Genomic DNA, 19,913 nt, shown 5'->3' with positions numbered 1-19,913 from the left:
TTGTAAAAATTGTAAATAAATATATCAAATATTATTTATAATACTTTTTATAGAAATTTGTCATAATATATAATTTCTATAAAATATGTTTTAATAAAATGATTTAAATTATGTATAGACAGAATTTTGGAGGGGATAAGATGGGACAAAATTTAGTTATTGTAGAATCACCGGCTAAAGCTAAAACTATAGGTAAATATTTAGGAAGTAAATTTACTGTGGAAGCTTCAATGGGTCACGTTAGAGATTTACCTAAAAGCACTTTAGGGGTTGATGTAGAGAATGATTATAATCCTAGATATATAACAATAAGAGGAAAAGGTGAACTTTTAGATAAACTTAGAAGGAAGGCAAAAAAGAGTGATAAAATATATCTTGCTACCGACCCTGATAGAGAAGGAGAAGCTATATCATGGCATTTAGCAAAAGTTTTAAAAATTGAAGAAGATAAGAAATGTAGAATAGTATTTAATGAGATAACTAAAAATGCTATAAAATCTGCAATAAAAAAACCAAGAATAGTAGACTCAAATCTTGTAAATGCACAGCAGGCACGTAGAGTTTTAGATAGATTGGTAGGCTATAAAATTAGTCCTATACTATGGAGAAAAGTAAAGTGGGGATTAAGTGCTGGTAGAGTTCAATCTGTAGCTCTAAAGATGATATGTGACCGTCAAAAAGCTATAGATGAATTTAAACCTGAAGAATATTGGTCTATAGAATGTCTATTAAGTAAGAGCGCTAGAAATAAACCTTTTTTAGTGAAACTTCATTCTGCTAATAATAAAAAGATTTCCATAGGCAATAAAGAAGAGACGGATAATATTATTAAAGAATTAGAAAAAAATGATTTTTTAGTAAAAGATATAAAAAAATCCACTAAAAACAAAAATCCTTTGGCTCCATTTACTACCAGTACATTGCAACAGGATGCATATAAAAGATTGAATTTTTCTACTAAAAAAACTATGTCTATAGCTCAAATATTGTATGAAGGAGTTGAAATAAAAGGTCATGGAACTATAGGATTAATAACTTATATGAGAACAGATTCCGTAAGAATATCAGAAGAATCCCAAAATAATGCTAAGGAGTATATAAAGTCTAATTTTGGAGAAGAATTTATTCCAAAAGCTCCAAGAAATTTTAAAGGCAAAAAAAATATACAAGATGCTCATGAAGCAATTAGACCTACCTATATAGATGTTACACCAGAAGAAGCTAGATCAAGTCTTAAGGATGATCAATTTAAATTATATAACTTGATTTGGAATAGATTTATGGCAAGTCAGATGGCATCCTGTGTTATGAATACTATTACTCTAATTATAGAAAATGGAATCTATTCTTTTAGAGCAACTGGATCTAGTATTAAATTTCCTGGATTTATGAAGGTATATAATTATACTTCTGATGAGGAAAATGATGATATTAAAATTCCTGATTTAAACAAAGAGGATATATTATATAAAAAAGAGATCAAAGGGAACCAGCATTTTACTCAGCCTCCAGCAAAATTTTCTGAAGCATCCTTAGTAAAGACCCTTGAAGAAAATGGTATTGGAAGACCAAGTACTTACGCACCTATTATATCCACATTACTTGACAGAAAATATATTGAAAGAGATAAAAAAACATTAAATCCTACGGAACTTGGTAATATAGTAAATAATATTGTTAGTGAATACTTTAAAGAAATTATTGATATAGAGTTTACTGCTGAAATGGAACATAAGCTAGATAATATAGAAGAAGGTAAAGAAAACTGGAATAAGGTAGTAGACGAATTTTATAAACCTTTGGAAGTTTCAATAGATATAGCAGAAAAAGAAGTATCTAAAATTACCATTGAGGATGAAGTAACTGACATTAAATGTGATAAATGTGGGAAATTTATGGTTATTAAGCATGGACGGTTTGGAGATTTTCTAGCATGCCCAGGATATCCTGAATGTAAAAATACAAAACCAATAGTTCAGGAGTTAGATGTAGCCTGTCCAAAATGTAGTGGGAAAATATTGGTAAGAAAGAGCAGGAAAGGTAGAAAATTTTTTGGATGCAGCAATTATCCTGAATGTGACTTTGTAAGTTGGTTTGAGCCAACTAACGAAAAATGCGAAAAATGCGGCTCCTACATGGTGAAAAAGTACAATAAGACAAAAGGAGACTATTTAGAGTGTTCAAATCAAGAATGCAAAAATAAAAAATTTAATAAAACATCTTAATTAAATTTTTGGATTACTAATTATTCTATTAAGTATAATTATCATTGGATATATTTAATGGTAAGATTGTTGATTTGTTAAGTATTGTCGAATATAATAAACTTTTAGTTGAAAAATAAAAACTACTATGATATTATAACAAGAGAGATTGTTTAACAATTCGGAATATTAAAAATTATTCTGAAAATTTATTTATTAATCTTCATTATGTACTATAATAAAATTTATATCGTACATAGATAGTATAAAGTAGGGGGAATACCAAATGTCTACACTATTAGATAAGACAAGAATGTTAAATAAGATATTACAAAAATCTGGTACTGAACCGGTTGTATTTAATGATATATGTGAAATTTTAAGTGAAGTATTATCATCAAATATATATATAATAAGTAGAAAAGGAAAAATATTAGGATATAATTTAAATAGTGCTTTTCAATGTGACATGCTTAAAAATGATGTGATTAATAATATGAAGTTTGCTGATTTGTATAATAATAAACTTATGGATGTTCATGAAACAGAAGCTAATATACCCATGAACGGCAGTTGTACTTTTAATGATAAACATAATTGTGGTTTAGATAATAAAATTATCACTATTGTACCAATTATAGGGAATAGAGAGAGATTAGGAACGTTGGTTCTTGCAAAATTTAATGAAAAATTTGATGATGATGATATAGTTTTAGCTGAATATAGTTCTACTATAGTGGGTCTTGAGATATTAAGATCAAAGCATGATGAAATTGAATATGAAGCTAGAAAGAAAGCAGTAGTTCAATTAGCTATTGGAACCTTGTCTTACTCTGAATTGGAAGCGGTAGAACATATTTTTAATGAATTAGATGGAACAGAGGGGTTGCTAGTTGCTTCAAAAATTGCAGACAAGGTAGGCATAACTAGAAGTGTTATAGTAAATGCACTTAGGAAGTTTGAAAGTGCTGGTGTTATTGAATCAAGATCATTAGGTATGAAAGGCACACATATTAAAATATTAAATGATAAATTATTAGATGAATTAAAGAAGATAAAATAATTAGAATAACTTTAGTTATTCTAATTATTTTTGCTTTTTAGAAAAAGTATTTTATAAAAAATGTTGAATATGAAAATACTATGTGGTATACTTACAAAAGTAAAAAATACACACATTGTCTAATTTGTGAGCTGGTGCCTTTGGGTAACTTGCAGATATGAAGATAATGGAGGTAAAAACCTAGGAGGTAAAATTATGGCAGTTATATCAATGAAACAATTATTAGAAGCTGGTGTTCACTTTGGACATCAAACAAGAAGATGGAACCCTAAAATGGCTCCTTATATTTTCACAGAGAGAAATGGTATATATATTATAGACCTACAAAAAACAGTGAAAAAAGTTGATGAATCTTATGAATTCATAAAAAGTATATCTGAAGAAGGTAAAGATGTATTGTTTGTAGGTACAAAAAAACAAGCACAAGAAGCAATTCAGGATGAAGCAGTAAGATGTGGTATGCATTTTGTAAATAATAGATGGTTAGGTGGAATGTTAACTAACTTTAAAACAATCAAGACAAGAATAAATAGACTTGGAGAAATCCAGAAGATGGAAGAGGACGGAGTTTTTGAAGTCTTACCTAAAAAAGAAGTTATTAATTTAAAAAATGAAGAAGAAAAGCTAGTTAAAAATCTTGGAGGAATCAGAGAAATGATTCAAGATAAAATAGGAGCTTTATTTGTAGTAGATCCAAGAAAAGAAAAAAATGCTATTTCCGAAGCTAAAATTCTTGGAATACCAGTAGTAGCTATTGTAGATACTAACTGTGATCCAGATGAAGTCGATTATGTAATACCTGGTAATGACGATGCTATTAGAGCGGTTAAATTAATAACAGCTAAGATTGCTGATGCTGTTATAGAAGGAAGACAGGGAGAACAATTAGCTGAGTAATTTTTATACAAATATATTAATATAGGTTATTAGCTATTTGTACTAAGTGTTTAGGATAATAATAAAATATTATTTTGAATTTAGTGGTTCTAAGCATCAGGTGGAAGCAAATTCCAAATGATGCTTAGAAATCTGTTAGAAAGATAAAATGATCGGAGGAATAACAATGATTTCTGCAAGTATGGTTAAAGAATTAAGAGATAGAACAGGAGCTGCAATGATGGCTTGTAAAAAAGCCTTAACTGAGTCAAATGGTGATATTGATAAGGCTATTGAAATCCTAAGAGAAAAAGGTTTGGCAGCAGCAGCTAAGAAAGCAGGCAGAGTAGCAGCAGAAGGATTAGTCGTTACATATTTAAGTGACGATAAAAAATCAGGTGCTATAGTTGAAGTTAATTGCGAAACAGATTTTGTTTCAGCAAATGAAGAGTTTGTAGCATTAGCAAATAATGTTGCTAAAATGGCAGCAACAACATCAGCAACTACTGTAGAAGAATTATTAAATGAAAAATATATAGATAATAGTGGATCAAATCTTAAGGATACGCTTACAGCATTGATAGCTAAATTAGGCGAAAATATGAATGTAAGAAGATTTATTAAGTATAATGTAGCTGAAGGTATAGTTGAAAGTTATATCCATGGTGGTGGAAGAATCGGAGTATTAGTTAAACTATCTTGTGAAAAGGAAAGTGATATACTTTCAGAATTGTCAAAAGATATATGTATGCAAATAGCAGCTGCTAATCCTCTTTTCTTAAATGAAGATCAAGTGGATACTAAGACTTTAAATAGTGAAAGAGAAATCTATAGAGTTCAAGCTTTAAATGAAGGAAAACCTGAAAAAATTGTTGACAAAATGGTTGAAGGTAGAATTAAAAAATATCTTAAAGAAGTTTGTCTTGTAGATCAGGTTTGGGTTAAAGATTCAGATTTGACAATTGCAAAACTCCTTCAATTGAAATCTAAGGAAATAGGTGCTCCTGTAGCTATAGAAGCATTTACAAGATTTGAAAGAGGAGAAGGTATTGAAAAAGTAGAGGAAAATTTTGCTGAAGAAGTTCAAAGACAAATGCAGCAGGGTAAATAAAAAAGAGAACACTGCGTGTTCTCTTTTTTTAAAGTAATTAAATTTTATAAGAGAACTTCCAAAGAAGTATATGGGGGTTAAATATCATAAAATTAAATGAGTTATCTAATAACCTTCCGCTGTTTTATTTATAATACATATAGGAAATAATTTGCAGTGGTTAGTCATCAGATAAATAAGAGTTTAAACTAGCAAGTTTGGAGGTATATTATAAAATGGAATCTGTAAAATATAAAAGAATAATGTTAAAATTATCTGGTGAAGCCTTAGCTGGAGAAAATGGATATGGTATAGATTTTCAAGTAGCAAAGAGAATTGCAGAGGAAATTAAAGAAATTGTAAAAATGGGTATAGAGGTCGGAGCTGTAGTTGGAGGCGGAAATATATGGCGTGGCAGACAAGGTGAAGATATGGATAGGACTACTGCAGATTATATGGGAATGCTTGCCACTTGTATAAATGCAATGGCATTACAGGATTCATTAGAAAGTATAGGCGTATATACGAGAGTTCAAACAGCTATAGAAATGAAAGAGATTGCAGAACCTTTTATAAGAAGAAGGGCTATGAGACATTTAGAAAAGGGAAGAGTAGTTATCTTTGGTGCAGGTACGGGAAATCCATATTTTTCAACAGATACCACAGCAGCTTTAAGAGCAGCTGAAATAGAAGCTGATCTTATATTATTAGCTAAAAAAGTAGATGGGGTTTATGATAAAGACCCTAAAAAATATAATGATGCTGTTAAATTTGATAATCTTACTTATATGGATGTATTAGAAAGAGGATTACAGGTTATGGATTCTACCGCTACATCTTTATGTATGGATAATAATATTCCAATTTTAGTCTTTGGCTTAGATATGCCAGGTAATATAAAAAGAGCTATTACTGGTGAGAAAATTGGTACATTAGTAACTAAATAATAAAAGGAGAATTTTATATGATAAAAGATATTATTAATGTTGCTGAAGAAAAAATGAACAAGACTATCTCTGTTTTAAAAAATGAACTTGCTTCTATGAAAGCTGGTAGAGCAAATCCTGCTATGTTAGATAGAATACAGGTTGAATACTATGGAAGTTCTACAGCTTTAAATCAACTTGCAAATGTATCTGCACCAGAAGCTAGGGTTTTATTAATTCAACCTTATGATAAATCTGCAATAAAAGATATTGAAAGGGCTATACTTATGTCTAATTTGGGATTAAATCCATCCAATGATGGTTCTGTAATTAGACTTGTAATACCAGAACTTACAGAGGAAACCAGAAAAAATATTGTAAAATCTGTAAAAAAGGCTGGTGAAGATGGAAAGGTTGCTATTAGATCTGTAAGAAGAGATGCAAATGATAAAATTAAAGCGTTAAAGAAAGATAATACTATAACGGAAGATGAAGTAAAAAAAGCTGAAGATGATGTACAAAAAAAGACAGATAGCTATATTAAAAACATAGATGAGATAGTAGATAAAAAAGAAAAAGATTTAATGTCCATATAACATTTATCATTAAAAACCTGCGAATTCGCAGGTTTTATTGATAAGATGAATTTTATATGATAAAATGTCATGTACTTAAATTGAATCTGTAATTCCTATATAGTGGCATTTTATTATTGAGCTTATTATAGCTTTATAAATACCATATTTAAACTCTATATAGGTTTAGAAATTTTTATACTTTAAATTAACGTTTAATTATTGTATAACTATAGTGGGACATTTTTTATTAGTATATTTATTCATTAACTAAAAATGTGGGGATGGAGTGAGTTATATGTGGAAATTTTTAGAATCAAAAGAAAAAAACAATAAAAATAATATAGAAAAAAAAGATGAATTAAATTATAATAATATTCCAAAACATGTTGCTATAATTATGGATGGCAATGGAAGATGGGCAAAAGAAAGGAATCTTCCTAGAAGTTTTGGACATAAGGTTGCAGTAGAAAATTTAAATAAAATTGTAAAAGAAGCTAGTGATTTGGGTATTAAATATTTAACTTTATATGCTTTTTCTACAGAAAATTGGAATAGACCACCAGAAGAAATAAATACCTTGATGAAACTTTTAGTTGAGTATTTGAGAAAACAATTAAGTGAGCTAAATAAAAATAATGTTATTATAAAGACAATTGGAGATATATCGAAATTACCCAATATTTGTATACAAGTATTAGAGGAATCTATGGAAGAAACAAAAAATAATAGTGGAATGGTATTGAATCTAGCTTTAAATTATGGTGGCAGACATGAAATATTAAATGCAGTAAAAAATTTGTTTAAAGAGTATAATGCAGGTAATATTTCTAAAGAAGATGTTGATAATATAGATGTAAATATGTTTAATCAGTATTTATATACAAAAGATAGTCCAGATCCAGATATTATAATAAGAACTAGCGGAGAACAGCGATTAAGCAATTTTATGCTTTGGCAATGTGCTTATTCTGAATTTTGGTATACTAATGTAAAATGGCCTGATTTTAGTAAAGAAGATCTTCATCAGGCAATAAAAGATTATCAGCTTAGGCATAGAAGATTTGGAGGAATAAAGTAGAGGTGTAATTTATGAACAAAAGATACATAGGAGCTTTAATTTTAGCTCCACTTATAGTATTCTTGTTTTTAGGTGGAGTCTACCTGAGGATTTTAATGTTGATTTTATCGCTTATGGCTATGCATGAATTTTATAATGTAGTAAAAGAAAAGGACTTCAATCCTATAGCTATAATAGGATATTTATTGTGCATTATATACTATATTTTACTTAATAATAATTTACAATTTAAATACATAATATTATTATTTACATTGGGATTAATTGTAATGTTTTGTATACCTGTACTTGATACAAAATATAATTTTATAGATATTGCAATAACTATATTAGGTTTTATGTACATTTCTATATTCTTTAGTTTTATAGTACTTATAAATATGAAGACTTTTGATTTTATGAATAGTAAAATACTTGTAGGTAAATATTTGGTGTGGCTTGTACCGTTAGCTTCATGGATATGTGATACTACAGCATATTATGGAGGTAAATATTTTGGGAAAAATAAATTGTGCCCTAAAGTTAGTCCTAAAAAGACTATAGAAGGATCTATAGCAGGATTACTGGGGAGCATTATAGCTTGTGTTATATTTGGGGTATTAATAAATAAATATGCTGCTGGTATGAATATAATAAATATTCATATATATAATTATGTATTAATTGGATTGCTATGTGGAATATTTTCGCAGCTTGGAGATTTAACTGCTTCTTCTATTAAGAGATATGTTGGGGTTAAAGATTATAGCCAATTAATACCAGGGCATGGTGGGATACTGGACAGATTTGATAGTATATTATTTTCTGCTGCTATAGTTTATCTATATATAAGTTTTATTTTAAATATATAATATTGATGCATTCATTCAATTAAAAAGGAATAAAGATTTATTGTCTTTATTTCTTTTTATATATAATTTTAAATATATATAATTTTAGTTCTATAATTTAAATTACAATATAAAATATTATAGAAGATATATTTTATAGATAAATGAAGATTAATTTTATTATATAGATATCCAATTAGACTTTTTAGTTAAAGTTATCCAAGCTTATTAAATATTTAATTATGGATTGTATATCTATATATTAATTTTTATTTATTGTATATAGTAATAATATGGAGATGTGATTTTGTACGAAAAATATAAAAAATTATTTAATTCTCTAATACTTTTAATTATATTTGTAATTGTAACTATAATTATAAAAAATTATTTCAAGCCCTTTTTAAGTATTGTAATACTACTGATATTTGCTAATCCAATTTATAATTTCATGTGTAAACACAAATTTTTCAGTAAAAGATTGAATGCAATTATAACAATTATATTTATAAATATTTTGTTTTTTATAATCATTATTTACAGTGGTAATTTTATATTTGAAAAGATAAAATATTTAATTTCAAATTTTTTTGCAGATTTTACTTTAAATAATGTGGATAACGGAATTGGAATTGAAAAATATTTTAGAGTTAATGAGATTATTGAAAAAGCTAAATCATTATTGATTAATAATTTTTATAGCGTAGTACTTAGGCAAGGGGCTATATATACTACTGATGGTGTCTTTTCGTATTTTATCAGTAATATATCTGTTTACTTTATTTTAGTGGATAAATATGTTATAGTAAAAAGTGCTGAAGGATTATTAACAAGAGAAAAATTAATATTAATAAGTAAAAAAATGCAAGATATAAAGAAAATGATTTCTGTTGAAGTCAAATTAGTGTTACTTACTACTATACAAACTATTTTTGGATTTCTCATTTTAGAAATTGATAGTGCTATCTTTTTAGGAATATTATGTGGTGTTTTGGATATATTACCTTATGTTGGAACTATATTAATATTCTTGCCTTTAATAGTTTATAAATTTTATTTAAAACAATACATAATAGCGGTAGGATTAATATTTCTATATATATTACTTCAATTTAACAGGCAGATAATGGAGACTAGATTTATGAGTACAAAACTTCAAATACATCCATTACTGCTAATTATATCAATATATATAGGTGGAAAAGTATTTGGTATAGTGGGTTTTATTATGGCACCAATATATGTTTTGACTGTAAAAGAAATTATTTTTTCATAGTAGGGAGAGATTTTTTTGAAAAATGTTGCAATATTAGGTGCTACAGGTTCAATAGGAACACAAACTTTGGATGTAATAAAAAATGATAGAAAAAATTTTAAATTGTTAGCCGCAACAGCAAATAACAATCATGCTAAAATTATAGATATAATAAAAGATTTCAATCCTAAAATAGTAGTGTTAATGGACGATATTTCTGCGAAAAAAGTAAAGAAATATTGTATTGAAAATAATAAAGATGTAGAAGTATTAACTGGATTTAAAGGACTAAGTACTGCAGTAACATTAAAAGAAGTTGATATAGTTGTAACTTCTGTTGTTGGAATGGTAGGGCTGATTCCTACGATTAATGCTATAAGGGCAGGTAAAAATATAGCTTTGGCAAATAAAGAAACTCTTGTGGTTGCTGGTGATATAGTAATAAATGAATCAATAAAATATGGATCAAAAATATTGCCTGTAGACTCAGAACACGGTGCAATATTCCAATGTATTAATGGTAATAATAAAAGTGATATAAGTAAAATATTACTTACTGCTTCCGGTGGTCCCTTTAGAGGAAAGAATAAACAGGAACTTAGGGAAATAGCTCCTAATGATGCACTTAAACATCCTAAATGGCACATGGGAAATAAAATTTCTATTGATTCATCTACTTTAATGAATAAAGGTCTTGAAGTGATAGAAGCTCATTGGTTATTTAATATTCCCTATGAAGATATTGATGTAGTTATACATCCACAGAGTATAATTCATTCAATGGTTGAATACTGTGATGGAACTGTAATTTCGCAAATGGCTACTACTGATATGAGACTTCCAATACAATATGCATTAAATTATCCTAATAGAGGAAAGAGGATAATAGATAAATTGGATTTTTACAAACTTGAAAAATTGACTTTTGAAAAACCGGACATGGAAACATTTGGATGCTTGAGATTGGCTTATGAAGTTGGTAAAAAAGGTGGCAATTTACCTACTATTTTGAATGCTTCTAATGAAATAGCTGTAGAATTATTTCTACAGAACAAGATTAAATTTCTTCAAATACAGGAAATTATAGAAGATTCACTAGATCAATTTGAATATTTTAAAGAAGTAGATATTGATATGATTTTAAATACTGATATAAGAGTGAGAAATTATATAAATAGAAAGTATAATATTTAGGAGGGATATTTTTGTACGTTATAGCTGCAATAGTTGCTTTTGGTATACTGATTTTAATACATGAACTTGGACATTTTACGTTGGCAAAACTTAATGGTGTTGTAGTAGAAGAATTTGCTATAGGAATGGGACCTAAATTATTTGGAATTAAAGGTAAAAACACTCAGTATTCTATTAGAATATTGCCTTTTGGTGGATATGTAAAAATGCTGGGAGATCAAGAAAAAAGTGATGACCCTGGTGCCTTTAACAATAAATCACCATTACAAAGACTAAGTATAGTAATTGCCGGTCCTATTATGAATCTTATACTGGCTGTAGTATTGTACTGCATAATAGGAGGTATTGGAGGATTTGCTCTGCCTACTGTTAATAAATTAGTACCAGATGCTCCTGCTGCCAAGGCTGGTTTAAAAACTGGAGATCAATTGGTAAAAATAAATGGCATGAGAATACTTACATGGGAAGATTTTTCCATGGGTGTAGCCCTTGCAAAAGACAATCCTATTAATTTAACTGTTAATCAGAATGGTGAATTAAAAGGATATACTTTAGATACTATTAAAGAAGAGGGAACTAATAGGCGTATAGTTGGAATATATCCTGAAATTGTTAGTGCACCTACTATTTCTCAATCTATTGTCTATGGATTTAAAGAGACTGTGTCCATTATAAAACAGGTATTTTTGAGCTTTAAAATAATATTTACAGGAGGTGCTTCATTAAATGATGTAGGAGGACCTGTTACTATAATAAAAATAACTCGTCAAGCAGCTATAGCAGGAATTATACCCCTTTTAACAATAGTGGCATTTTTGAGTTCCCAACTGGGAATACTCAATTTGGTACCATTTCCGGCATTGGATGGAAGTTATGTTCTAATATGTTTGTATGAAATTATAACAGGTAAACCAGTGGATGAAAATAAAATAGGAATTATAAATACAATAGGATTTAGTATATTAATGGCTTTTATGGTGCTTATAATTATAAAGGATATAGTTTTTCCTGTGAATTTTTAGGAGTTGATACAAATGAAGAGAGTAAATACCAAGAGTGTCAAAGTGGGTAATATATATATAGGTGGTAGTAATAGAATAACAGTTCAATCCATGACAAATACAGATACGAGGAATATAGAAGATACTGTAAATCAAATCTTAAAATTAGAAGAAGAAGGCTGTGATATAGTTAGATGTGCAGTACCAGATGAAGAGGCTGCTGATGCCATAAAAACTATTGTTAATAGAATACATATACCTTTAGTAGCAGACATACATTTTGATTATAGATTAGCGTTAAAGTCCATAGAAAATGGTGTTTCTGCACTTAGAATAAATCCGGGAAATATTGGAAACGTAGATAAGGTTAAAGCAGTGGCTAAGGCTGCTAGAGAAAAAAATATTCCAATTAGGATAGGAGTCAATTCTGGTTCTCTTGAAAAAAATCTATTAAATAAATACAAGAAGGTATGTGCAGATGCATTAGTAGAAAGTGCATTAAATCACGTAAACATACTGGAAAATATAAATTTTGATGATATAGTAATATCAATAAAATCTTCTAATGTAATGATGATGATTGATAGTTATAGAAAAATATCAGAAAAGATAGCCTATCCATTACATGTAGGTGTAACGGAGGCGGGAACTGTATGGAGAGGTACTATAAAATCAAGTGTAGGTATAGGCACTCTCTTATGTGAAGGTATTGGAGATACTATAAGAGTTTCTTTAACTGGAGACCCTGCTGAAGAAATTAGAGTTGGTAAAGAAATACTAAGGGCAGCTGGATATTTATCTAAGGGAATTCAATTTATTTCCTGCCCTACTTGTGGAAGAACACAAATTGACCTTATAAAAATTGCACAAGAAGTAGAAGAAAGATTGCGTAATTGTGATAAAAATATAAAGGTGGCTGTTATGGGATGTGTAGTAAATGGACCTGGGGAGGCACGGGAGGCCGACATTGGTATAGCTGGAGGAAAAGGAGAAGGCCTTATATTTAAAAAAGGTAAAGTTATAAAGAAAGTAAGAGAAGACTTACTTGTAGAAGAACTTATAAAGGAAATAAATAAGTTGGATTAACAAGATTGTGGAATTATTATCTTGAGTACAAATAAATTCCTTGGCTGAAATTGCTTCTGATTACCTATAGTAATTTTTTGTTGAAATTAATAATTTGTTATGATAAAATAACTAGAGGTAATCTTTTACTTATATTTTTTTGCAAAAGAGTGGGATAAAAAACCCGCTCTTTCTATTTGTAACGCAACTATGGTTGCGTTTTTCATTAGTATTAAATTATGTATTCCATTTATAGGATAAATATATCAAAAATGCAGAAGATATTCATAAAGGAGGGAGATTAATTGGACAAAGAAACTTTAATTAATAATCTTATAGGTTTGTTTAAACCATTAGTTATAGACTTAGGATATGAATTTTATTATTTAGAGTTTGTAGAAGAAGACGGTGAAAATTATCTTAGAGTATATATAGATAGTAAAAATGGTATTGGACTAGACGATTGTGAGAAAGTAAGCAGGAGAATAAGTGAAATTTTAGATGAGGAAGATCCGATTCCAGAAAGCTATTACTTAGAAGTATCCTCTCCAGGTATATTTAGGACTCTTTTTACAGATGAACATTTAGAGAAATATATAAATTCAAATATTAATTTGGATTTAAATAAGTTATATAAAGGAAAAAGAAAATTAGATGGAAAACTTGTTAAATTTAACTCTGACGGTATTACTATAAAAAATAAAAACATTGATTTAACAGTACCAAGAAGTAGTATTGATAGAGTTAGTTTAAAAGGGGAGCTTGAGGAGGATTAAAAATGAATGAAGAATTTATTGGTGCATTAAGAGAAATTGTTAAAGAAAAAGGTATAAGTGAAGATTTACTATTTTCTACAATTGAAGATGCATTAGTTGCTGCATATAAGAAAAATTATGCTAAAATAGCGGAAAATGCACACAATGTAAAAGTTACTATGGATAGAGAAAATGGAGATATTCGTGTTTATTCTCAAAAAACTGTAGTGGAAAAAGTATTTGATGATATAAATGAAATATCTTTAGAAGACGCTAAAATTAAGAATCCTAGATATCAATTAGGAGATTTAGTGGATGTGGAGGTTACACCAAAAACTTTTGGAAGAGTAGCTGCTCAGTCAGCAAAACAAGTTGTTGTTCAAAGGATTAAAGAAGCTGAAAGAAGTATAATATATAATGAATTTTCTGAAAAGGAATTTGATATTATTACAGGTACTGTCATAAGAAAAGATAAGGGAAATGTGCTTGTTGATCTTGGTAAAATTGAGGCCATATTGACTCCTAATGAGCAAATACCTGGCGAGGATTATATATATAATACTAAGATAAAATTATATATAGTAGAAGTAAAAAACACTACAAAAGGTGCTCAGGTGGTAGTTTCAAGAACTCATCCAGGACTAGTAAAGAGATTATTTGAATTAGAGGTTCCTGAAATATATGAAGGAATAGTTGAAATAAAATCTATATCTAGAGAAGCTGGATCCAGAACTAAAATAGCAGTATACTCAAATGATGAAAATGTAGATCCTATGGGCGCCTGTGTTGGAACTAAAGGAATAAGAGTTCAAAATATCGTGGATGAATTAAAAAATGAAAAAATTGATATTATCAAATGGAGCAAACTGCCAGAGGAATATATAGCTAATGCATTAAGTCCGGCAAAGGTGATTGATGTATCTATTGACGAAGAAAATAAAAATGCAAAAGTTATTGTAGATGAAGGACAGCTTTCATTGGCAATAGGTAAAGAAGGTCAGAATGTAAGACTTGCAGCTAAACTAACTGGATGGAAGATAGACATTAAAAATAGAGTTCAAGCTGAAAGTATTGAAAATTCTATTGAAGAATAGAGGTGTTTAGTACTATGGTTATAAAAAAAATACCTAAGAGAATGTGTACTGGATGTATGGAAATGAAACCTAAGAAAGAATTAATAAGAATTGTTAGAAATAAAGAGGGAGAGGTTTCTATAGATTTTACAGGTAAGAAACCTGGAAGAGGTTCCTATATTTGTAAGCATATAGACTGCCTTGAAAAATCAGTAAGAGCAAAAAGGCTTAATAAAAGTCTTGAAACAGATATTAGTGATGAAATTTATTCAAGGCTAAAGGATGAAATTATAAATGGAGAAGGATAAATTTTTAAAATTTCTAGGTCTTGCAAAAAAAGCAGGAAAATTAAAAGAAGGTTATAATAAAGCTGAGGATACAATAAAGGCTGGAGGTTCTAAACTTATAATAATATCAATAAATGCTTCTTTAAATACAAAAGATAAATTTAATACATATGCTGATAGATTTAATGTAAAAGTTATTGAAGATTTTACTAAAGAAGAACTTGGTAGTGCTTTAGGAAGACCGGAAATAAATATATTGTGCGTTACTGATGAAAATATGAGTAGAAAACTTTTAGAATTGTGGCAGGAAAAAATATAATCGGGGGTGACTGATTTGTCAAAAATAAGAGTTCATGAGTTGGCAAAAGAGTTAGATATTTCTAGTAAAGATTTAATAAATTTACTTCTAGAGGAGTTCAGTATAGAAGTGAAAAATCATATGAGTACTATAGATGATGAAGATGCTGAACTTATTAAAGAATTTTTTGCAGATAATGAAAAACAGGATATTGCAGAAAGTGCTGTAGCAAAAAAAGAAGATATAGTTGAAGAATATGAAGAAATTCTCAATGACAGCATAAAGGAAATAAAGCATAAAAAGAACAAGAATAAAAAGATGGAACAGCAATCAAATAAAGATTCTAAAGAAGAAGCCAGCGAAGAAGAGATTATTATAGAAATAGATAAAACTATAACAGTAAAAGAACTATCTGAAAAATTAAGCAAACCAACAGCAGAGGTAATTAAACAGCTAATGTTTATGGGAGTTATGGCAGCTATAAATCAAGAGATAGATTTTGAAACTGCTGAAAAATTGTGTGAAAAATTTAATGCCATTGCTATGCCTAAAGAAGAAGATAATGAAAGTGAATTTACTGAAATTGACAGTGAAGCAGATGATGATGAATTGTTGGAAAAAAGACCACCTGTTGTTACTGTAATGGGTCATGTTGATCACGGTAAAACTTCATTACTGGATGCTATTAGAAAAGCTAAGGTAACAGAAACTGAAGCAGGTGGAATTACACAGCATATTGGTGCTTATGTGGTGAATATAAATAATGAAAGAATAGCATTTCTTGATACACCTGGACATGAAGCTTTTACAGCCATGAGAGCTAGAGGTGCTCAAATTACAGATATAGTTATACTAGTAGTTGCAGCAGATGATGGTATAATGCCTCAGACTAAAGAAGCTATAAACCATTGTAAAGCAGCAAATGTACCTATAATTGTTGCTATAAATAAAATTGATAAACCTGGAGCTAATCCTGATAAGGTTAAACAAGAACTTACTGAACATGGGCTTGTTCCGGAAGATTGGGGTGGAGACACTATATGTGTGCCAGTTTCAGCTAGAACCAAAGAGGGTATAGATAATTTACTTGAAATGATAATATTAACAGCTGAAGTTCAAGAGTTGAAAGCAAATCCAAATAGAAAAGCTAAAGGAGCTGTAATTGAATCAAAACTTGACAAAGGTAGAGGACCTGTTGCATCTCTTTTAGTTCAAAATGGTACTCTTCATGTGGGGGATTCTATATTAGTAGGATCAACTTATGGAAGAATAAGAGCTATGTTTGATGATAATGGAAGAAAGATAAAGAAAGCAGGACCTTCAATACCTGTTGAAATACTTGGACTTTCAGACGTTCCTTCTGCTGGAGACAAATTTAATGTAATACGAGATGAAAAAACTGCAAGAAATATGTCTGAAAAGAGAAAAGAAAAGCTTAGAACAGCTTCTTTAAATTCAAATCACAAAGTATCTTTAGAAGATTTATATAATCAGATACAAGAAGGTAAGGTTAAAGAACTTAATATTATTATTAAGGCAGATGTACAAGGATCAATTGAAGCTTTGAAACAATCTCTTGAAAAACTTTCTACAGATTCTGTAAAAGTAAGAGTTATTCATGGAGCGGTTGGTGCTATAACTGAAACAGATGTAACTCTTGCCAGTGCATCTAATGCTATAATAATTGGATTTAATGTAAGGCCTGATACAAATGCTACCACTGCAGCTGAAAAAGAAGATGTAGATATAAAAACTTATAGAATAATATATAATGCACTGGATGATATCAAATCAGCAATGATAGGTATGCTTGAGCCAGAGTTTAAAGAAGTTATATTGGGTAAAGTTGAAATTAGACAGGTGTATAAGATATCAAGTATAGGTACAGTTGCGGGATGTTATGTATTAGACGGAAAAATAACAAGAAACAGTAGTATCAGAATTATACGAGACGGTATAGTTATTCTTGAAGGAGAACTTGGATCTCTTAAGAGATTTAAAGATGATGTTAAAGAAGTAGCTGCTGGTTATGAATGTGGTCTTACAATAGAAAAATTCAATGACATAAAAGAAGGCGATATTCTAGAAGTTTTTGCTATGGAGGAAATAAAAGCTAAAGAATTATAATGTAAAGGGAGAGAGTTCTATGGTTAAATACAGAAGTGGAAGGATTAATGAAGAAGTAAAAAAAGCTGTTAGTAGTATTATTCAAAATGATATAAAAGATCCAAGACTTAATACCCTTATAAGTGTTACTAAAGTTGATGTTACTAAGGATTTAAGATATGCTAAGGTATTTGTAAGCATACTTGGTGATGATAATGTGAAAAATGAAAGCTTGAATATTCTCAAAAAAAGTGCGGGATTTATAAGAAGAGAAGTAGGGCACAAAGTAAGTTTGAGATTGACTCCTGAAATAATTATTGAACTTGATAATTCTATTGAACAAGGTATGCATATAGATTCTATTCTCCAAAAGATAAAGGAGACAACAGAAGATGACAATTGATAGAATTATTAATATATTGATGAAAAGTAATAAAATTTTTGTTACTTTTCATCAATCACCAGATGGTGATTCTTTGGGAAGTTCTTTAGCTTTAATTAATGGTCTGAGATCAATTAATAAAAATATTTTTATAGTATCCAAAGAAGCTATTCCAGAAAATTTTTCTTTTTTAAGTTTAAGTAACGAAATAGATGGTAATTTAAAAGAAATACCTTCTAATGCTGATTGTTTAGTAACCTTGGATTGTGGAAATGTTGAGAGATTAAATTGTGATGTGAAGTTAGATAATAGAAACTTTATTGTTATAAATATAGATCATCATCTGTCTAATGATTATTATGGAGATATAAATTATGTAGATACTAAAGCAGCTTCGGTAGGAGAAATAATTTATAGAATACTTACCGAAATGAAAATCGATATAGATACTAAAATTGCTGAATGTATATATACATCAATTTTAACAGATACAGGTTCTTTTAGACATTCAAATACTACTTATAATACTCACCTAATTGCAGGTGAGTTAATAAATACAGGTCTTGATTTTAGTTCTGTTCATAGAAAAATATTTGATAATAAAAAAATTGAAATTATAAAACTTCAAGGACTGGTCATTGACAGTTTATATACTAATGATAGTAAAGATATCTGTATTATGAAACTTACGGAGGATATGCTTTCTAAAGTCGGAGTAAAAGAATGTGATAGTGCTGATCTCATTTCTATTGGATTAAAAATTGTCTCTGTAGAAATCGCAATATTATTAAAAGAGACAGAGGATGGAGTTAAAGTTAGTTTGCGATCTAAAAACTATGTTGATGTAAGAAAAGTTGCAGAAAAATTTGGCGGCGGGGGGCATATAAGAGCAGCTGGACTTAAGCTGGACGCTCCTATTGAAGAAGTGGAAAAAATATTGCTTAAAGAATTAGAAAAAGAGTTGATATAAATGGACGGTATTTTAAATGTGTACAAAAAAGCTGATATGACCTCTTTTGATGTAGTAAGAATTGTACGTAAATTGAGTAAAATTAAAAAGGTTGGTCACACGGGGACATTGGATCCTTTAGCTACGGGAGTACTACCTATTTGTATTGGAAAAGCTACTAAACTTGTAGATTATATTATGGATGATTTTAAAGTATATGATGCTGCTTTGAAGCTTGGCGTTACAAGTGATACTTATGATAAAGAGGGTTCTATAATTGAAAATAATTGTGTAAATATAGCTGAAAAGGATATAATTAATACTGTAAAATCTTTTCAAGGAACAATAGAACAGATTCCTCCCATGTATTCAGCTTTAAAAGTAAATGGAAAAAGATTGTATGATTTAGCTAGAAAGGGAATTGAAATAGAAAGAAAGAGCAGGCAGATAACTATATTTGATATAGTTATTACAAATATTTCAATACCTTACGTTTATTTTAGGATAAAATGCTCAAAGGGAACTTATATAAGAAGCCTTTGTAATGATATAGGATTAAAACTTGGCTGTGGCGCTCTAATGTGGTCTTTAGAAAGAACCGCTACAGGCATTTTTACAAAAGATAATTCAGTTAATATAGATCGTTTAACTGAAGAAAATATAAAAGATTATTTAATTCCTATGGATAATTCTCTAAGTAAATATAGAGAATTATCTTTTGATAAAAGTTTAGAAAAATTGCTTGTGAATGGAGTTATAATTAAAAATCCTTTATTAATAGATCATATTCCTAAAGGAGAATTATTCAGAACTTATTTAAAAAATGATAAATTTATTGGCATAGGTACAAAAAATGAAGCTGGATTTAAGCTGGTTAAATTATTAATTTAGGAGTAAATAAGA

At 29.0% G+C, this 19,913-nt stretch carries 20 protein-coding genes; all 20 read left to right on the top strand.

The window, feature by feature from the left end; genetic code table 11:
- The first annotated feature begins 140 nt into the window (after positions 1 to 140).
- The 20 genes from topA (at position 141) to truB (ending at position 19,901) form a co-directional block, all read left to right on the top strand.
- Positions 141 to 2,225 (top strand): type I DNA topoisomerase, encoded by a 2,085-nt coding sequence (gene topA / locus CLPA_RS09975; RefSeq protein WP_003442199.1) that lies wholly within the window; start codon positions 141 to 143, stop codon positions 2,223 to 2,225.
- A gap of 265 nt (positions 2,226 to 2,490) precedes the next feature.
- Positions 2,491 to 3,267 (top strand): GTP-sensing pleiotropic transcriptional regulator CodY, encoded by a 777-nt coding sequence (gene codY / locus CLPA_RS09970; RefSeq protein WP_003442202.1) that lies wholly within the window; start codon positions 2,491 to 2,493, stop codon positions 3,265 to 3,267.
- Positions 3,268 to 3,462: 195 nt separating this feature from the next.
- Positions 3,463 to 4,164 (top strand): 30S ribosomal protein S2, encoded by a 702-nt coding sequence (rpsB, locus tag CLPA_RS09965; protein WP_003442205.1) that lies wholly within the window; start codon positions 3,463 to 3,465, stop codon positions 4,162 to 4,164.
- Positions 4,165 to 4,330: 166 nt separating this feature from the next.
- Positions 4,331 to 5,254, top strand: a complete 924-nt coding sequence (gene tsf, locus CLPA_RS09960; RefSeq protein WP_003442208.1) for a translation elongation factor Ts — start codon at positions 4,331 to 4,333, stop codon at positions 5,252 to 5,254.
- A 215-nt stretch (positions 5,255 to 5,469) separates the two neighbouring features.
- Positions 5,470 to 6,180, top strand: a complete 711-nt coding sequence (pyrH, locus tag CLPA_RS09955) for a UMP kinase (RefSeq protein WP_003442211.1) — start codon at positions 5,470 to 5,472, stop codon at positions 6,178 to 6,180.
- A gap of 17 nt (positions 6,181 to 6,197) precedes the next feature.
- The gene (gene frr, locus CLPA_RS09950) at positions 6,198 to 6,755 is read left to right on the top strand and encodes a ribosome recycling factor (protein WP_003442214.1); all 558 of its coding nucleotides are present in this window, start codon (positions 6,198 to 6,200) and stop codon (positions 6,753 to 6,755) included.
- 277 nt (positions 6,756 to 7,032) lie between these two features.
- Positions 7,033 to 7,815, top strand: coding sequence for an isoprenyl transferase (locus CLPA_RS09945; protein ID WP_003442216.1), 783 nt, complete (start codon positions 7,033 to 7,035; stop codon positions 7,813 to 7,815).
- A gap of 11 nt (positions 7,816 to 7,826) precedes the next feature.
- Positions 7,827 to 8,666, top strand: coding sequence for a phosphatidate cytidylyltransferase (locus CLPA_RS09940; RefSeq protein ID WP_003442219.1), 840 nt, complete (start codon positions 7,827 to 7,829; stop codon positions 8,664 to 8,666).
- A gap of 286 nt (positions 8,667 to 8,952) precedes the next feature.
- Entirely contained in the window at positions 8,953 to 9,921 is a 969-nt protein-coding gene (locus CLPA_RS09935; protein ID WP_003442222.1) for an AI-2E family transporter, read from the top strand.
- Positions 9,922 to 9,936: 15 nt separating this feature from the next.
- Positions 9,937 to 11,094, top strand: coding sequence for a 1-deoxy-D-xylulose-5-phosphate reductoisomerase (locus CLPA_RS09930; protein WP_003442225.1), 1,158 nt, complete (start codon positions 9,937 to 9,939; stop codon positions 11,092 to 11,094).
- Between the two features lie 11 nt (positions 11,095 to 11,105).
- Positions 11,106 to 12,116 carry a M50 family metallopeptidase gene (locus CLPA_RS09925; RefSeq protein WP_003442228.1) on the top strand — a complete coding sequence of 337 codons (1,011 nt, stop codon included), beginning with the start codon at positions 11,106 to 11,108 and terminating at the stop codon, positions 12,114 to 12,116.
- Between the two features lie 12 nt (positions 12,117 to 12,128).
- Positions 12,129 to 13,181, top strand: coding sequence for a flavodoxin-dependent (E)-4-hydroxy-3-methylbut-2-enyl-diphosphate synthase (ispG, locus tag CLPA_RS09920; RefSeq protein WP_003442231.1), 1,053 nt, complete (start codon positions 12,129 to 12,131; stop codon positions 13,179 to 13,181).
- Between the two features lie 284 nt (positions 13,182 to 13,465).
- On the top strand, positions 13,466 to 13,936 hold the full coding sequence (gene rimP / locus CLPA_RS09915) for a ribosome maturation factor RimP (RefSeq protein WP_003442234.1): 471 nt from the start codon (positions 13,466 to 13,468) through the stop codon (positions 13,934 to 13,936).
- A 2-nt stretch (positions 13,937 to 13,938) separates the two neighbouring features.
- A complete protein-coding gene (gene nusA / locus CLPA_RS09910; protein ID WP_003442237.1) occupies positions 13,939 to 15,009 on the top strand; it encodes a transcription termination factor NusA in 1,071 nt (356 codons plus the stop codon).
- Between the two features lie 14 nt (positions 15,010 to 15,023).
- Positions 15,024 to 15,296, top strand: coding sequence for an RNase P modulator RnpM (rnpM, locus tag CLPA_RS09905; protein WP_003442240.1), 273 nt, complete (start codon positions 15,024 to 15,026; stop codon positions 15,294 to 15,296).
- Positions 15,283 to 15,594 carry a ribosomal L7Ae/L30e/S12e/Gadd45 family protein gene (locus tag CLPA_RS09900; protein WP_003442243.1) on the top strand — a complete coding sequence of 104 codons (312 nt, stop codon included), beginning with the start codon at positions 15,283 to 15,285 and terminating at the stop codon, positions 15,592 to 15,594. Before rnpM ends, CLPA_RS09900 begins: the two co-directional genes overlap by 14 nt.
- A gap of 15 nt (positions 15,595 to 15,609) precedes the next feature.
- Complete coding sequence (gene infB / locus CLPA_RS09895; RefSeq protein ID WP_003442246.1) at positions 15,610 to 17,700, top strand: translation initiation factor IF-2; 2,091 nt, start codon at positions 15,610 to 15,612, stop codon at positions 17,698 to 17,700.
- A gap of 19 nt (positions 17,701 to 17,719) precedes the next feature.
- On the top strand, positions 17,720 to 18,082 hold the full coding sequence (gene rbfA / locus CLPA_RS09890; RefSeq protein ID WP_003442249.1) for a 30S ribosome-binding factor RbfA: 363 nt from the start codon (positions 17,720 to 17,722) through the stop codon (positions 18,080 to 18,082).
- Positions 18,072 to 19,031 (top strand): DHH family phosphoesterase, encoded by a 960-nt coding sequence (locus CLPA_RS09885; RefSeq protein WP_003442252.1) that lies wholly within the window; start codon positions 18,072 to 18,074, stop codon positions 19,029 to 19,031. The genes rbfA and CLPA_RS09885 overlap by 11 nt, the downstream gene beginning before the upstream one ends.
- Entirely contained in the window at positions 19,032 to 19,901 is an 870-nt protein-coding gene (truB, locus tag CLPA_RS09880) for a tRNA pseudouridine(55) synthase TruB (RefSeq protein WP_003442255.1), read from the top strand.
- The last annotated feature ends 12 nt before the right edge of the window (positions 19,902 to 19,913 follow it).

The sequence above is a fragment of the Clostridium pasteurianum DSM 525 = ATCC 6013 genome (assembly GCF_000807255.1).
Taxonomy (GTDB): Bacteria; Bacillota; Clostridia; order Clostridiales; family Clostridiaceae; genus Clostridium_I; species Clostridium_I pasteurianum.
Note: the sequence above shows the minus strand (reverse complement) of the source record. Positions and strands in the feature narration are given on the sequence as shown.

What these genes read in the sequence shown, in the direction of transcription:
- CLPA_RS09900 (WP_003442243.1), top strand. Translation starts at nt 15,283, where the DNA reads ATGGAGAAGGATAAATTTTTAAAATTTCTAGGTCTTGCAAAAAAAGCA.
- rnpM (WP_003442240.1), top strand. Translation starts at nt 15,024, where the DNA reads ATGGTTATAAAAAAAATACCTAAGAGAATGTGTACTGGATGTATGGAA.
- rpsB (WP_003442205.1), top strand. Translation starts at nt 3,463, where the DNA reads ATGGCAGTTATATCAATGAAACAATTATTAGAAGCTGGTGTTCACTTT.
- truB (WP_003442255.1), top strand. Translation starts at nt 19,032, where the DNA reads ATGGACGGTATTTTAAATGTGTACAAAAAAGCTGATATGACCTCTTTT.
- CLPA_RS09885 (WP_003442252.1), top strand. Translation starts at nt 18,072, where the DNA reads ATGACAATTGATAGAATTATTAATATATTGATGAAAAGTAATAAAATT.
- topA (WP_003442199.1), top strand. Translation starts at nt 141, where the DNA reads ATGGGACAAAATTTAGTTATTGTAGAATCACCGGCTAAAGCTAAAACT.
- tsf (WP_003442208.1), top strand. Translation starts at nt 4,331, where the DNA reads ATGATTTCTGCAAGTATGGTTAAAGAATTAAGAGATAGAACAGGAGCT.
- rbfA (WP_003442249.1), top strand. Translation starts at nt 17,720, where the DNA reads ATGGTTAAATACAGAAGTGGAAGGATTAATGAAGAAGTAAAAAAAGCT.
- ispG (WP_003442231.1), top strand. Translation starts at nt 12,129, where the DNA reads ATGAAGAGAGTAAATACCAAGAGTGTCAAAGTGGGTAATATATATATA.
- frr (WP_003442214.1), top strand. Translation starts at nt 6,198, where the DNA reads ATGATAAAAGATATTATTAATGTTGCTGAAGAAAAAATGAACAAGACT.
- pyrH (WP_003442211.1), top strand. Translation starts at nt 5,470, where the DNA reads ATGGAATCTGTAAAATATAAAAGAATAATGTTAAAATTATCTGGTGAA.
- CLPA_RS09940 (WP_003442219.1), top strand. Translation starts at nt 7,827, where the DNA reads ATGAACAAAAGATACATAGGAGCTTTAATTTTAGCTCCACTTATAGTA.
- nusA (WP_003442237.1), top strand. Translation starts at nt 13,939, where the DNA reads ATGAATGAAGAATTTATTGGTGCATTAAGAGAAATTGTTAAAGAAAAA.
- CLPA_RS09945 (WP_003442216.1), top strand. Translation starts at nt 7,033, where the DNA reads ATGTGGAAATTTTTAGAATCAAAAGAAAAAAACAATAAAAATAATATA.
- codY (WP_003442202.1), top strand. Translation starts at nt 2,491, where the DNA reads ATGTCTACACTATTAGATAAGACAAGAATGTTAAATAAGATATTACAA.